This window comes from Psychrobacter sp. UBA3962 (assembly GCF_002385225.1).
Classification (GTDB): Bacteria; Pseudomonadota; Gammaproteobacteria; order Pseudomonadales; family Moraxellaceae; genus Psychrobacter.
The window spans coordinates 84,964-99,032 of the sequence record NZ_DGDC01000033.1; the positions used below are offsets into that span (position 1 = coordinate 84,964).

Below are 14,069 nucleotides of genomic sequence, written 5' to 3' on the forward strand. Positions count from 1 at the left end.
TAAGGGTTAAAGGCCTTGCATTGATAATAATAGCGGTTATCTATTAATACTTACCAATACAAGGCATCAGTTACTCTAAACGTCAATCATTCTAAAAACCACTCACTCTAAAAATCAATCACTCTCAGAATCTATCACACCCGACATAAGCCCTAAGCAAAGCCAATCGCCCTCAAAGTCGTCATAACTTTACTTAAGACCTATTGCCTCTCTAAGACCCATTCTACGAGGCTCATTAGGTGCTTTTTCAATGAGGCTATCGAAATCTTCAGCCCTAATTTCTGATTTTCTACCGTGCGCTAACAGTAACTGTGAAGGCTGTAAAGCCTTGATCTTATTTAAAGAAGCTTTATATTTTTTGGGATAACTTATCAGATAAGGCGATACAAATTTATTTTTAATCTTTAAAATTAAATCAGCGGTATAAATTTCATTGCTGGGCGTATGCCAAAAGGAGAGGTCACAGTTGGTATGCCCTGGGGTTTCAAGTATCACCCAGTCTTCAAAGTTGGGCACTTTATCGCCATCTTTTACTATAATATCGGGCTTGAGAAATGGGGTGTACCACTGATAGGTCTTCGGCTTTCTTTTACGATTGGCCACATAGTGAGTCAGTGCCAAATCCCATACATGTTGTTTGCGCCCTAATAGGCCTTTATACCAGGTGTCAGCCTGAGCGCCTGCCACAATCTGACAGCCCGTCTTCTTACGAAGTAGCACAGCACCCCCAGCATGATCAGGATGCATATGACTGACCAAGACTGTCTTAAGCTGCTCAACAGGCCTTTGTAGGGTGTCTGTGATGTAGTTTAAAATAAGATCTACGTCACCACGGCAACCGGAATCTATTAACATCAATTTGTCAGGGTATACTGCAAGATAGGTGGTCTGAATATAACCTTCTATACCCACTACTTCTATTAAACTCATAATTCTCCTAATGCTTGCCCGATATATAATCGCATCATAGTAAACCTAGTCTATAGATAGTTTAAGTGTCCATGTTGACCGATAAGTTTTTACACCAAGCTATTTTAGCTTCAGCTGCCTCTACTCTACTTTTATTTGCCTAACCTCTATCTGAACAAAAAAATTATTGCATATCATAAAGATAGAGAGTTATTTATTGAGTGCTTTACGCTCACTTACGTTTTCATATAGCTTAACTACAAACCCTATCGGCTTGGTCGTTATACTAATAATAGTTACTCGCATAAAGGGTACCAGTATTGAAGAGTACTACTAGTATTAAGGGGACTCATATTTGAAACTCAAATTGACCGAATTGCCCTTAAATTTACTGCAAACGATATAAGCGTCGCTTATTAAGCCGATTCAAGGCTAAGGGCGTCAAAATAATAAGGATAAGTAGAATGCATAATAAAAATTATCAAACCCGCACCGTTGGACAAGCGCAAATACCTGCCTTAGGATTGGGAACTTGGCAATCAACAGACGATGACTGTATTGAGGTGGTTAGCCAAGCTCTACAAATGGGCTATGAGCATATTGATACGGCTCAAGCCTATCATAATGAGGCTCAAGTGGGAGCAGGCATTAAAAAGTCGGGTGTAGCTCGTCACCGCTTTTTCTTAACCACCAAGATTTTCCCAGATGATATGCGCTTTGAGCCTGATAATTTAGTGAAGTCGGTGCATGAGTCATTAGATAAATTAGACGTTGAGTATGTAGATTTATTATTACTGCACTGGCCAGATGCTCGTGTGCCACTATCAGAGACAATGCCGGCATTGGCAGAAATGCAGCATCAAGGATTGACTAGAAACATTGGGGTCTCTAACTTCAATATTAATCTATTGTTAGAGGCGCAAAAACACAGTGATGTGCCTATTGCAGCGAACCAAGTCGAATTTCACCCCTTTATTCGTCAACAGACCCTGCAAACGTTCTTATACAACCATCATATTCCGCTAACTGCCTACTCACCGTTAGCACGTGGTGATGTCTTTGATAATGACACTATTAAAGCCATTGCTGACAAGCATAATATTAATCCAGCACAGGTATCGTTGGCTTGGATTTTATCTGACAACAACCGTATTGCCATTCCAAAAACCAGCACCCCATCTCACCTACAAAGTAACCTTGATGCGTTAAAGGTGCAGCTAGATAAAGAAGATATTGAAGCCATCAATAAGTTGGCACGCTCAGACGGTCGTATGATCGAACATCCTGATTACACGCCTGAATGGGATGACTAAAGAACTGACTAACGCCTACTCTCAATTAAGAGAGTAGACGCGTTATAAAACAACAAAAAACCAACCATTCGGTGGCTGGTTTTTTTATGGATTTAAGCCTCTGACTGGATCAATATAAGGGGCATCTTTTGCTTTGATCTTACCGTCATAAAACCCGTTTGTATAAGCTAAAAAACTAACGAATATCTAAAGCAATGGCAAATTGACCGGCCAAATGCTTCGCTGTCTCTAGCTGATTAGGGTCAGTAACCTTGACACAAGTGATAAATCCGTAAGTGGCATCTTCTTGGGTAGTAACGTCTGCGGCAATATTGTGCTCATTAAGTAAGGTAGCAACCGCCTCCACATTTGCCAATCGTTTTAAAGCAGGCTTAAACACCTTACCCACCGGGGTAAGAGGTATTTCATCAATAATGTGAATCTCTTTTGGTATTGCGGCACGCTCACCAATATGATCTTGGCAATACGCCTCAAGGGCTTGTTTATCTATACTCGCGCCTGTTTTGGGCTGCACGTATAAAATAGGAATCTCGCCAGCATACACATCAGGTTTACCAATAGCAGCGCAGATTTCGATATCCCCAAATTTATAGACAGGCTCTTCAATTAATTTTGGATCAATATTATGACCACCCCGAATAATAAGCTCTTTTTTACGACCTGTTAAAAAGAAAAATCCATCGCCGTCTTGATAGCCCAAATCTCCCGAATTAACCCATCTTTTAGCGGGGTCCAGTTGGTTATTGTCCGCTTTTTGCTTATCTTCAACCGTATCGTAAAGCCAAATATCCTTATTCTGGCTGTCTATATAATATCCTGCAAATACATTGTCCCCGCGTATAATGACATTACCGACCTCACCTACTTCTGCACGGCGGAACAATCCTTCCTCCTCTAGGATAGCCACAATCATTTCTTGATGTGGAAAACTTTGACCGATGGAACCAACTTTGCGTTCACCCTCACGAGGATTAACCGAGCTACCACAATTGGCCTCTGTCAGCCCATAAGCTTCTAATATGCTCATGCCTGTTTGTGCTTCAAACTGATTGAACACTTCAATAGGCATGGGTGCCGCCCCGCTTAAGCAATACTGCAAGCTACTAACATCCTGCGTCTTAATCGGAATATTTAATAAAGAGCTAAACAAGGTCGGTACGCCGCTAAAAAAGTTAATTTGGTACTGCTCAATAATATCCCAAAAATTAGCAACAACACCCTCACCTCGGTAACCTTGCGGTGTGGCCAGTATCACATGACTGCCCAAGGAAAAAGGCAACATGCCTGTTACCATGACGGCATTGGTATGAAACAGGGGTAAACCGCATAATAAGTTTTTGCCATTGCCAACGAAGTCATCACCCAAAGCGGCTCTCACCTGTAATACGTTGGAGACTTCATTTTTATGTATTCGCTTGGCAATCTTGGGTCGCCCTGTGGTACCGCCGGTACAAAAGAACGAAGAATAATCTAAGCTATTACGACGTTTCGATTTATTGTTCTCAAAGGTTAAACGATCGCCTGGCTGCTTTACTATGGCAGTTTTCCAATTATGCCAGTTGATATGGTTAGGTAGTCCAGCCTTACTACCGAAAAGCAGAGCTGACACATCGTTTTCTATGATGTCTTGACGTTTTTGTAACACTTTAGCAGGCAAGGACTTTTTGCCGAGCACATGATCGGCCATATTTATGCTAACAACGTGTGCTAAGCTTTGAACATGCTGTGCGATATACTTAGCTTTTGACCATATTTCAGTATTGGGAAAAGGCGCAAGGGTAACCAGTACTCGAGCCTTAGCCGTTGCCAAAAGCTCGCTAATGACCTCAGGCTCAAGTAGAGGGTTAATGGGCATAATAATGTGGCGAGTTTGCACCCCTATTATGACGCTATAGCACTCAGGGAGATTGGGAAGTAGCATGGCAACCACCGCATCGTCCTCTAGTCCTAAAGTATCCATAAAGTTGCCCACTTGATGTATCTCAGTCAGCATCTCTGCATAGCTAAAAGTTTCACTTTCCTTATAAGCTGTGCCTTGTAAGAAAAAGCTTAATGCAGGCGCATCAGGATTAATATCATGCCCTTTCTTAAACAAGTCGTAAGTGGTTGGCGACTCATTCAAAAGCTGCTCATAGCGAACGCTATCCATATGTTCTGAGGCTACTGAAGTATTCGTAGACTGGTCTGTATTGGTCTTATTATCTTTATTTTTATTGCTTGGGACACTTTCCATGTGAGAATCCTTTTTCTATCAAAGCTTAGTAAGTAATCGCGTGGTCACAAATCAGGTTGTAACATACCATTTTGTGGTAAAAAGAATACTGGTTATAGTTTATCTTTTAAAGATATAACTTACCACTTCTAGGTACAGGCTGCCATATAGCCTTCTCTCCATTTCAATTAATGTAATAAATGAGTTATTAATAAATCAAAAAAACCAGCCATATTTATATGACTGGTTTTTTGTTTTACGGGTCTAAAATAGCTAAAAATTAAGCTAAATCACGAACCTTAGGTTCACGTTCCCACAGACGGGTCTTAGCATTTTCAATAAAGGCATCTAACTCATCGAGTGGCGTTACGAACTCATCTTTTTCTACAGGTAGTTTGCTTAAGATAAATTCATCAGTCGCGCCACAGTAAGCAATGGCTTTACAGTGGTTGAATGCATCGTTGAACCAATCTAGGGTTGAGCTGTCTTTGGCTAGTTTCTTGGCCACATCTGGCATGATGATACTTACTACTGCATCAAACAACACAGAGGGGGCACCAGCCACTCGTTCATCAGCTTGGATGGTTGTGCCATCGTCTAATTTCACTTCGATACTTGGGGCAACAATCTTCACGCTACCACCGGCAGCTTTAACCGCATTTTCAAATTTCTCAATAGAAGCTTTCTTCGAGCCTGCTCCTACTAAGATACCGACTTGACGGCCTTTTAAAGTTTTAGGGCTAAGACCAATGGTCTGAACCGCTGGCGACTCTGGCATATCAACGATAGGCGCGGCTGGTTTAGCGGCTTCAGGTAAGTCCATACCTAACGCATCGGCAACACGTTTCGCTAAGTCTTCATCAATATTTAATAGATGACTTAGGGTACGGGTACGCACATGGGCAGTTTCAACCTTACCCAGTTCAAAAGCATAGGCAGTGGCAATATGCGCTTGCTCTGCTGGGGTTTGACTGCGGTAGAACATACGAGGCTGACTATAATGATCGGCGAAGCTTTCAGCACGGACGCGACCTTTAACGCCATCATCTAACTGCTCGTTGAAAGACTTAAAGCCTTGCTTATAGTTAGCACGTGGCTTGTTAGGCTCTAAGCTTTGTGGCTCATACAAGGTACGACCTTTAGGCACATGCATTTGCATATGGCCATCTTGCTGGTTGTTCGCAAATGGACATTTTGGCGCATTAATTGGAATCTGCGCAAAGTTAGGACCGCCCAAACGTTTAAGCTGAGTATCTAAATAGCTAAACAAACGGCCTTGTAATAAGGGGTCATTACTGAAGTCGATACCTGGTGGTAAATGCGATGGGCAGAAGGCCACCTGTTCAGTTTCCGCAAAGAAGTTATCTGGATAACGGTTCAATACCATTTTACCCACAATCTTCACCGGTACTAATTCTTCTGGAATCAGTTTTGTTGCGTCTAAATGATCAAATGGGAACTCTGCCGCTTCTTCTTCGGTAAATAACTGAACCCCAAATTCCCACTCAGGATAATCGCCTGCTTGGATAGATTCAAATAAGTCACGACGGTTATAATCAGGGTCTGCACCTGAAATCTTAACCGCTTCATCCCAAGTTAATGATTGAACGCCTAACTTTGGTTTCCAGTGGAAACGAACGAAAGTGCTCTTACCCTCAGCATTAATTAGACGGTAAGAGTGAATACCGAAGCCTTCCATCATACGTAAGCTACGAGGAATAGCGCGGTCACTCATTAACCAAATTAAGTTATGCATGGTTTCAGGGGTCAATGACACAAAATCCCAAAAAGTATCATGGGCTGAAGCTGCTTGTGGGAAACCGCGATCTGGCTCAGGCTTAACCGCATGAACGAAATCTGGGAACTTCATAGCATCTTGAATAAAGAAGATCGGCATATTATTACCGACGATATCCCAGTTACCCTCTTCAGTATAAATTTTAACCGCGAAACCACGCACATCACGTGGGGTATCTTTTGAGCCTTTGTTACCGGCTACTGTTGAGAAACGCGTGAATAAAGGCGTTTGTTTGCCAGTCTCAGTCAAAATCTTAGCAGTGGTATACTTTTCCAAAGATTCAGTAAGCTCAAAATAACCATGGGCACCAGTACCACGGGCGTGAACAATACGCTCTGGAATACGCTCATGGTCAAAGTGAGTGATTTTTTCACGTAATACAAAGTCTTCTAATAGAGCTGGGCCACGGGGGCCGGCTTTTAGAGAGTTTTGGTTGTCAGAGATGACCACACCTTGTTGAGTAGTAAGGTTTGGCACACTGTCATCGGCTTGATATTGTGGCTCACCACCATTTCCTGTATGGGGACACATATTTTTGGCTGGGTCATTATGATCAATTTTATCTTTCATTATTATTCCTTGCTGGGTGAATTATTTTTATATCAGTCAAGCCAGAAGGCACAGAGGGCGTTTTCAACGAAATCTGGCTAACTTAACCTAGCTTAACAATACGGCCTAGCTATACCGAACTATTGATTACAACTACAGCTTGTCTTTGTAATTCGAAATATATCTAAAAAAGTTGTATCTACAACTACTTGATATATTACCTAAATCGGTGAAAATACCTGTTTAGATTTAGTTAGATATGTATACGCAGCGTTAATAGATTAAATAATCCCCAGTAATATCAAGGATATCTGTAATAAGAAATTGATTTAATTGTGAAAATACTTACTAATCACCGCTTCAACATCGTGGCGTATGACTGAAACACTGGGCATACGCTCCGCATGAAATCGTAAGATAGGAATACCAGCACTTGCCAAAGCCTTATCTTTTTTATCATCCGCTTTTTGTCTTGCAACACTGTCATGAGTCCAGTCATCAAGCTCGATGGCAAGCAAGGTAGTTTGAGCATCTCGATCTACCAACACATAATCCACACTTTGACGACAGATACGGTTAAACCAAAAGTTTTTGTCAGTGCCGGCCTCTTCACTGGGTGCAATAATCCGTGAAAGCTGTACCTGACTAAAAATATAATACTCCGGCACAGCTTGTTGCAATTTAGCAAAAAACAAGACTTCGGTATCGGTCATTATTGGCATTGGCTCAAAAGGCCAAATCGCAAGCTCATCTCCTTTAACCGGTTTCTGTTTTTTATTGTCATGGCGACGCTGAGCAATAATACTCATCATAATAATGAGCGCGACCAACACCATGACCCCTAACATCATAAAGTCCACTAAATCTTACCGCCTTAACTCAATAATTACTTACCACATAAAGTAATAAAGAATTTATCTATAATTCTTTGTTACCGCTAACTTTAAAAAAATTTTGGCAATTTTTTATTCTAAATGCTTTTAAAAACAGATGTTTATACTATTTTGTATTATCTCATTTCTGACCTATACTCGCTTAGATTTTAAGACAGCTCATAAAAAAACACGACATCCAGTGTCGTGTTTAGTTAGGGGTGAGCTTATTTGCGTAGATTAAATCTAATTTGAAATTTACTAGCGCCAATCCTATCCTTCTAACGCCAATAAAGTACCCAAGCATTATTCACATTAGTCTTGGGATCAGCATTAATCTTATCCTTCAAAGCCAAAGCGGCTTCTTTGCCTTTTTCCGGACCCACAATTACGCGAACCCCTCTACTGGTGTTACTGGTCGAAGCGGGATAACCGGCAGCACGCAGCTCTTTTACAATGGCATCGGCTTTTTGCTGATTATCAGCAAGCGCCACCTGTACGCCGAAGGTGCCCTTGGCCTCACCACTAGCCGCTTTACGACGGGCTTCCGCCAAACGCTGTTGTGCCTCACGCTTATTTTGCTCAGCGGCTTTCTTTTGTTCAGCCTCTCGCTGCAATCTTTCTACTTGCTTGCGAGAAGGAATAGTAATGTTTTGCCCTACTCTCAATGAAGAGTTGGTGCTCATGTTATTGGCTTCAGCCAAAGCTTCTACCGGCACATTATATTGACGAGCCAGCTTAATTAAGCCATCCCCTGCTTTTACCTGATAGCCTTGTTGGCTAGTTGGGGCCTTATTAGTAGAGCTGGCAGGTTTGGTTTCTGCCGCTTTCGTTTGTTGCGGCTTAGATTGAACATTATTGCTGGCGTTATAGTCACGCACCAATCGGTCTATCTGGCTTTTCGAGGGAATGGTAATCTCTTGCCCAACGCGTATGGTAGAACCTTTAGATATTTTATTGGCCTGAGAAATCGCTTCTACAGGCACATTATATTGACGAGATAACTTAATTAACCCTTCACCACGTTGTACCGTATGCTTTTGGGTGCTGGAAGGTGCCTTTGAAGAAACCACTTCAGCTTGTGGCTTCGGCTCAGGCTTTGATACTGTGGCCTTTGCTTCAGTACGGGCTTGCATCGGCTGTGTAGTAGTTACTGGGGTCACGCTCTGCTCAACTGGTCTTGCAGTAACTACAGGGCGAGTAACTGGAGTCACTACTTTAGACGTCTCTTCGGTTTTTGGCATTTCATCAACAACAGGCTCTGCGGCACCACTACGATATTGCTCATTTTCAAGACGGGCTTTTTGCATCGCTAAGGCTTCGGCTTTTTCTTGCTCGGTCAAGAATTCACGCGTCTTCTGATCCAATTGAGCCATCTTCTTTTCACGCTCAAGGCGTTTCTGTGCCAATAAGCGCTTTTCTGTTTCAAGATCAGCCGTTAACGGGTCTTGATCAGACTTTACGGCGCTACTGACTTGCTCTACTTTTATGGCATTATCTGCAGCGGAATCTTTTGGAGCATCCATTTGTTTCACCAAGGACAACAGTAATATGCCGCCTCCAAGGAATACGCCTGTACCCAGTAGTAATTGTCGTGATGAACCCATATTCAACCCCTTGTCTCTCTCATGCTTAAACAGATCAATTATACTAGACTGTTAATAAGTAATATTTATTTATAGATTATAAAGGATTACTCAAGGGATGTCTGCTATCAAGTGCCCTAACGCCCCTTAGTTTGTCAAACTAGCCAGCTAGACTTTAATGATCCTTGCGACCCGTCCTATCGATCAGCCAACTGCTACTACCAAAAAGCCAAAAAGTAAATACCAGTAATGGATTCTGCTACTGTATATTAAAACCAGTGCCCAGCTGTTATTTGTTATAATGCCACAACATCTCCCGAGGAGCAGTGGCTTTGACGTTTTCAGCCTATATAATACCTACTCCTCTCACCTCAAGGTAACTGGAATGACTATGCAAGCCTCAAAGAACACTGAAAATACCGCTCTTATCACCCCTTTAAAAAATGATACTTTCCAAATTGGTAGCCGTACATTTTCATCTAGACTACTGGTCGGCACTGGTAAATATAAAGATTTACAACAAACGGGAGAAGCTATTGAAGCTTCTGGTGCAGAGATTATCACTGTGGCCATTCGCCGTACCAACATTGGTCAGCATAGAGATCAGCCAAACTTACTAGATGTTATTTCTCCGGAAAAATACACCATCTTGCCTAATACCGCCGGTTGTTTTGATGCAGATACCGCGATACGCACCTGCCAATTAGCGCGTGAATTGCTAGACGGCCATAACCTAGTAAAGCTTGAGGTACTAGGAGATGAGCAAACGTTATATCCAAACGTCACTGAAACACTGATAGCCGCGCAAAAATTAATTGACGATGGGTTTGAGGTCATGGTTTACACCTCTGATGATCCCATCGTTGCCAAAGAGCTTGCTAGCATGGGCTGTGTGGCGATTATGCCCTTAGGCAGTCTTATCGGCTCTGGTTTAGGTTTGTTAAACCCACATAACTTGAGTATTATTATTGAGAATACCAAAGCGCTAAATATTCCAGTCCTAGTAGATGCCGGAGTCGGCACCGCTTCAGATGCCGCTATTGCTATGGAGCTTGGCTGTGACGGAGTGTTAATGAACTCAGCCATTGCTTATGCAGAAGATCCCGTATTAATGGCCCATGCCATGAAACACGCCATTTGGGCTGGACGTGCTTCTCACTTAGCAGGCCGTATGCCAAAACGTAAGATGGCTCTACCCAGCTCACCACAAACAGGCTACTTTTTTCAGTAGTTCTAAGCAGTATCAGCTAACCTTTTAGCCTATTCTTTTTTTAACCTGCTTGTATTTGGAATTTAGGGCTCATTGGGCCCTAAATATAAAGTAATACGTCATAGCAACATTAACTATTTAACTCAAATAGATTTTGCATTAATATGGATCTTACCCTCTAAAATGATTATCAATTCTTGTTCAATATTAAGTTCTTTACTCTCTTTATCAGTCATCTAAGCAAAGGAATGCTATGCGTTTATTATCATTACTAGATTTTATGTTTTTGTTGGTCGAAAAACGTAAACAACCCATGCATGTTGGCGGTTTGTTCTTATTTGAAGTCCCCGCTGACGCCGATGAAGACTTCGTTCTAACGCTGGTCCAGCAAATGCAGTCCTCTAAAACACCGCCAACTTTCCCTTTTAACCAAGTCCTTCATAACTTAACCTATTGGGCTAAGGATGAAGAGTTTGATGTTGAGCACCATTTCCATCATATCGCGTTGCCCAAGCCGGCACGGGTACGTGAACTACTGTCTTACATCTCAAAGGAGCATAGCCGCCTATTAGACCGCGCCCGTCCTTTATGGGAATGTCATATTATTGAAGGTATTGAACCGGAATCTGAAGGGCGCCCAAAACGCTTTGGTCTATATTTTAAAATCCATCACTCATTGGTGGATGGTATTGCAGCCATGCGCTTGGTACAAAAGTCTTTGTCTCAGTCACCGAACGAGACCCTGACCTTGCCTTTATGGGCTTTGATGATGCGTCATCGTTATGAGATTGAAACCATTCTGCCTGATAAGGACCGCTCTGCTTTGACCATCTTTAAAGATCAATTGAAGACCGCCAAACCTGTTTTAAAAGAAGTCACCCAGACTCTCAATCAAAGTAAAGATTCAAGCTTTGTTCGAACCACTCAGGCTCCAGCCAGTATTCTAAATCAGAGTATTTCCAGCTCAAGACGCTTTATTGCAGACTCCTATGAGCTTGAAAGATTCAGGAATGTGGCTAGTAACCTAGGGGTAAGTCTTAATGACGTGGTGCTTACCGTTTGCTCCGGTGCTTTACGCAACTATCTATTGGCCATTGACCAGCTGCCTGAAGACCCTTTAATCGCTTGGGTACCCTACTCTATGCGTAAAGATGAGAGCGCTTCTGGCAACCAGTTTGCTTTTATTTTATGCAACCTTGGTACCCACTTAGAGAACCCGCTGAGCCGCTTAAAACTGGTCAATAGCAGTATGAATGATGGCAAGACCCGTTTCGGTCGCATGACCCAGCCTGAAGTCATTAACTATAGTTTACTGGCTTATAGTTGGGAGCTTATTAACGTGTTGACCAGTGCTTATCCCAAGAAGCAAGCTTTCAACCTTATTATTTCCAACGTACCGGGCTCTAAGAAGAAGCTTTACTGGAACGGCGCTGAATTAAGAGCATTATATCCGGCCTCTATCTTATTCAATGGCCAAGCCATGAATATTACTTTGGCCAGTTATCTGGATAAAATTGAGTTTGGTATCATAGCGTGTAGTAAAACTCTGCCAAAAACTCAAAATATATTGAAGTTATTAGAAAGTGAATTGACCAATCTAGAAAATATTTGTCACGAAAGAAAATTGGGTATTCGTGAATAACTTTGGTCTAAAAAAATTAAAGCGGCAAGAGGTCATATGCGCGTAGTCTCTTTGGTAGAACAGCTGTTCTTTTTAATTGAAAAGCACAAACAGCCCATGCATGTAGGCGGGCTGTTTTTGTTTGACATTCCTACCTCCGCAAAGCCTGACTTTGTGACTGATTTGGTGCGCCAAATACGCAACGGAGAGACACCGCCGACCTTTCCTTTTAATCAGGTGCTGCACAACTTAACCTTTTGGAAGACCACAGAGCACTTCGATCTGCACTATCATTTCCACCATACCGTTTTGTCTAAGCCGCACTCTTTTCAAGCGCTACTGTCTTACGTGTCCGATGTCCATGCCAATATGCTGGATAAAAAATACCCGTTATGGGAGTGCCATATTATTGAAGGTATCGATGACGCATCCACTACATCTGAGACTGAGCCCAAGCGCTTTGCTTTATATTTTAAGATTCATCACTCCTTAGTGGATGGCGTGGCGGCCATGCGTATTGTTGAAAAATCTCTGTCTAACTCCTCTACTGAAGTTATGACCTTGCCGCCTTGGGCTCTACTAAGTCGCGATGAAAAAAACTTAAAAAATATAGCACCAAATAAACGAACTTTTAGTGGGATAGTAAAAGAACAGATTGGCACCATCAAGCCGGTATTTGGTGAGCTTAAGAATGAGCTCAAAGAACGCAAAGAGCCCGGATTTGTCTCAACCATACAGGCTCCGACTAGCCCGTTAAATCAGCGCATCTCCAATAGCCGAGCTTTTTTTGCAACCACTTATGCTCTGTCTCGGTTCCAAAAAATAGCCGAAATCTTGCAAGTTAGTCTCAATGATGTGGCCTTAGCCATTTGTTCTGGCGCCCTACGCAGCTATTTATTACAGCTTGAGCAGTTGCCAGAAGAGCCTCTGATTGCTTTTGTTCCGGTGTCATTACGCAAAGATGACAGCGCTTCGGGCAATCAAGCTTCCTTGGTACTTTGCAACTTAGCCACAAATGTTGACGACCCTATTGAGCGAATCAAGGCTATCCATGCTAGCATGACCATGGGCAAAGATAAGTTTGGACGGATGGAGCAAGCTCAAGTCATTAATTACAGTGCCATCAGTTATGCTTGGGAAGGGGTTAACCTGCTGACCAACGCTTACCCCAAAAAGCAAGCCTTTAACATTCTCATTTCTAATGTGCCTGGCCCTAAAGAACCGCTATATTGGAATGGGGCCACATTGAGCGCCTTATATCCCGCTTCTGTGGTGTTTAATGGTCAGGCGTTAAATATTACCTTTAGCAGTTATCTTGATAAATTGCACTTTGGTATTGTGGGCTGTGATAAAACACTGCCAAATCTTGAGTATTTAACTGAAGCATTAGATACAGAGCTATTAAAACTTGAAATGATTTGCAACCTTGCCTAACTCATAATCGAACTAAGCCGATTTAGCCAATCGAGACTGCAAGCGTTGTAGTAACCACAGCCCATAAGTAACAACCACATAGTTAATGGCAAACCCAACAGCCCCACTGATGACCAACATCGGAATCACCCCATTTTCTTTTAGCGCAGTCATAGTAAACTCTGATGCAGACAAGTCGTATAGAGAATAAATCATCAGCATAGAGGTCACTATTAACGTAAATACTGCGGTTAATAAGCCGATACGGTGACACTCTATTTTCTCTAAGCTGCGCTGCTCGGTTCTTCTAAATATAGCAATCAGCGCCATGTTTAATACCAAAACCACTAAAGCCGATAGCACTAATCCTGAAACCGACATACCTAGCTGAGCCAAGCTTGAGGGCAAAAAAACATAGAGTAACGTATAAGCCAGTGCAAAGCGTGATAAATAGCCATAGCTTTTGGTTTGGTCGGTCTTAGTCATCGCCACAGGGTCAGGAATATGGTGATCCTGATTGGGCTTATGGTATTCATCTTGCATTTTTTTCTCGTATTATCAAAATAGAAATCTGGGTCAGCCTGCT

General features: G+C 42.3%; 10 protein-coding genes. 4 read left to right on the forward strand and 6 right to left on the reverse strand.

Features of this window, described 5'->3' with window-relative positions:
- Positions 1-189: 189 nt before the first annotated feature.
- Positions 190-930, reverse strand: a complete 741-nt coding sequence (locus B3S92_RS08425) for an MBL fold metallo-hydrolase (RefSeq protein WP_296204862.1) — start codon at positions 928-930, stop codon at positions 190-192.
- A gap of 443 nt (positions 931-1,373) precedes the next feature.
- On the opposite strand from B3S92_RS08425, the gene B3S92_RS08430 reads away from it, so the two are divergent.
- Entirely contained in the window at positions 1,374-2,222 is an 849-nt protein-coding gene (locus tag B3S92_RS08430; protein WP_296204863.1) for an aldo/keto reductase, read from the forward strand.
- A gap of 175 nt (positions 2,223-2,397) precedes the next feature.
- On the opposite strand, the gene B3S92_RS08435 is transcribed toward B3S92_RS08430, so the two are convergent.
- The 4 genes from B3S92_RS08435 to B3S92_RS08450 all read right to left on the reverse strand — a co-directional run bounded on the left by B3S92_RS08435 (position 2,398) and on the right by B3S92_RS08450 (position 9,260).
- Complete coding sequence (locus B3S92_RS08435; RefSeq protein WP_296204865.1) at positions 2,398-4,455, reverse strand: acyl-CoA synthetase; 2,058 nt, start codon at positions 4,453-4,455, stop codon at positions 2,398-2,400.
- 259 nt (positions 4,456-4,714) lie between these two features.
- A complete protein-coding gene (locus B3S92_RS08440) occupies positions 4,715-6,802 on the reverse strand; it encodes a catalase (RefSeq protein ID WP_296204866.1) in 2,088 nt (695 codons plus the stop codon).
- A gap of 308 nt (positions 6,803-7,110) precedes the next feature.
- On the reverse strand, positions 7,111-7,632 hold the full coding sequence (locus tag B3S92_RS08445) for a DUF2726 domain-containing protein (RefSeq protein WP_296204869.1): 522 nt from the start codon (positions 7,630-7,632) through the stop codon (positions 7,111-7,113).
- A gap of 302 nt (positions 7,633-7,934) precedes the next feature.
- The gene (locus B3S92_RS08450; protein ID WP_296204871.1) at positions 7,935-9,260 is read right to left on the reverse strand and encodes an SPOR and LysM peptidoglycan-binding domain-containing protein; all 1,326 of its coding nucleotides are present in this window, start codon (positions 9,258-9,260) and stop codon (positions 7,935-7,937) included.
- Positions 9,261-9,630: 370 nt separating this feature from the next.
- Between B3S92_RS08450 and B3S92_RS08455 the strand changes: the two genes are divergently transcribed.
- The 3 genes from B3S92_RS08455 (at position 9,631) to B3S92_RS08465 (ending at position 13,504) form a co-directional block, all read left to right on the forward strand.
- Positions 9,631-10,470, forward strand: a complete 840-nt coding sequence (locus B3S92_RS08455) for a thiazole synthase (RefSeq protein WP_296204934.1) — start codon at positions 9,631-9,633, stop codon at positions 10,468-10,470.
- Between the two features lie 232 nt (positions 10,471-10,702).
- Positions 10,703-12,091: a WS/DGAT/MGAT family O-acyltransferase gene (locus B3S92_RS08460; protein WP_296204873.1), complete on the forward strand. Its 1,389-nt coding sequence runs from the start codon at positions 10,703-10,705 to the stop codon at positions 12,089-12,091.
- A gap of 36 nt (positions 12,092-12,127) precedes the next feature.
- The gene (locus tag B3S92_RS08465; protein ID WP_296204876.1) at positions 12,128-13,504 is read left to right on the forward strand and encodes a WS/DGAT/MGAT family O-acyltransferase; all 1,377 of its coding nucleotides are present in this window, start codon (positions 12,128-12,130) and stop codon (positions 13,502-13,504) included.
- 12 nt (positions 13,505-13,516) lie between these two features.
- Here the strand turns inward: B3S92_RS08465 and B3S92_RS08470 are convergent, their stop codons facing one another.
- Positions 13,517-14,026, reverse strand: a complete 510-nt coding sequence (locus B3S92_RS08470; protein WP_296204880.1) for a hypothetical protein — start codon at positions 14,024-14,026, stop codon at positions 13,517-13,519.
- Positions 14,027-14,069: the final 43 nt, after the last annotated feature.

What these genes read in the sequence shown, in the direction of transcription:
- B3S92_RS08425 (WP_296204862.1), bottom strand. Translation starts at nt 930, where the DNA reads ATGAGTTTAATAGAAGTAGTGGGTATAGAAGGTTATATTCAGACCACC.
- B3S92_RS08430 (WP_296204863.1), top strand. Translation starts at nt 1,374, where the DNA reads ATGCATAATAAAAATTATCAAACCCGCACCGTTGGACAAGCGCAAATA.
- B3S92_RS08435 (WP_296204865.1), bottom strand. Translation starts at nt 4,455, where the DNA reads ATGGAAAGTGTCCCAAGCAATAAAAATAAAGATAATAAGACCAATACA.
- B3S92_RS08440 (WP_296204866.1), bottom strand. Translation starts at nt 6,802, where the DNA reads ATGAAAGATAAAATTGATCATAATGACCCAGCCAAAAATATGTGTCCC.
- B3S92_RS08445 (WP_296204869.1), bottom strand. Translation starts at nt 7,632, where the DNA reads ATGATGTTAGGGGTCATGGTGTTGGTCGCGCTCATTATTATGATGAGT.
- B3S92_RS08450 (WP_296204871.1), bottom strand. Translation starts at nt 9,260, where the DNA reads ATGGGTTCATCACGACAATTACTACTGGGTACAGGCGTATTCCTTGGA.
- B3S92_RS08455 (WP_296204934.1), top strand. Translation starts at nt 9,631, where the DNA reads ATGCAAGCCTCAAAGAACACTGAAAATACCGCTCTTATCACCCCTTTA.
- B3S92_RS08460 (WP_296204873.1), top strand. Translation starts at nt 10,703, where the DNA reads ATGCGTTTATTATCATTACTAGATTTTATGTTTTTGTTGGTCGAAAAA.
- B3S92_RS08465 (WP_296204876.1), top strand. Translation starts at nt 12,128, where the DNA reads ATGCGCGTAGTCTCTTTGGTAGAACAGCTGTTCTTTTTAATTGAAAAG.
- B3S92_RS08470 (WP_296204880.1), bottom strand. Translation starts at nt 14,026, where the DNA reads ATGCAAGATGAATACCATAAGCCCAATCAGGATCACCATATTCCTGAC.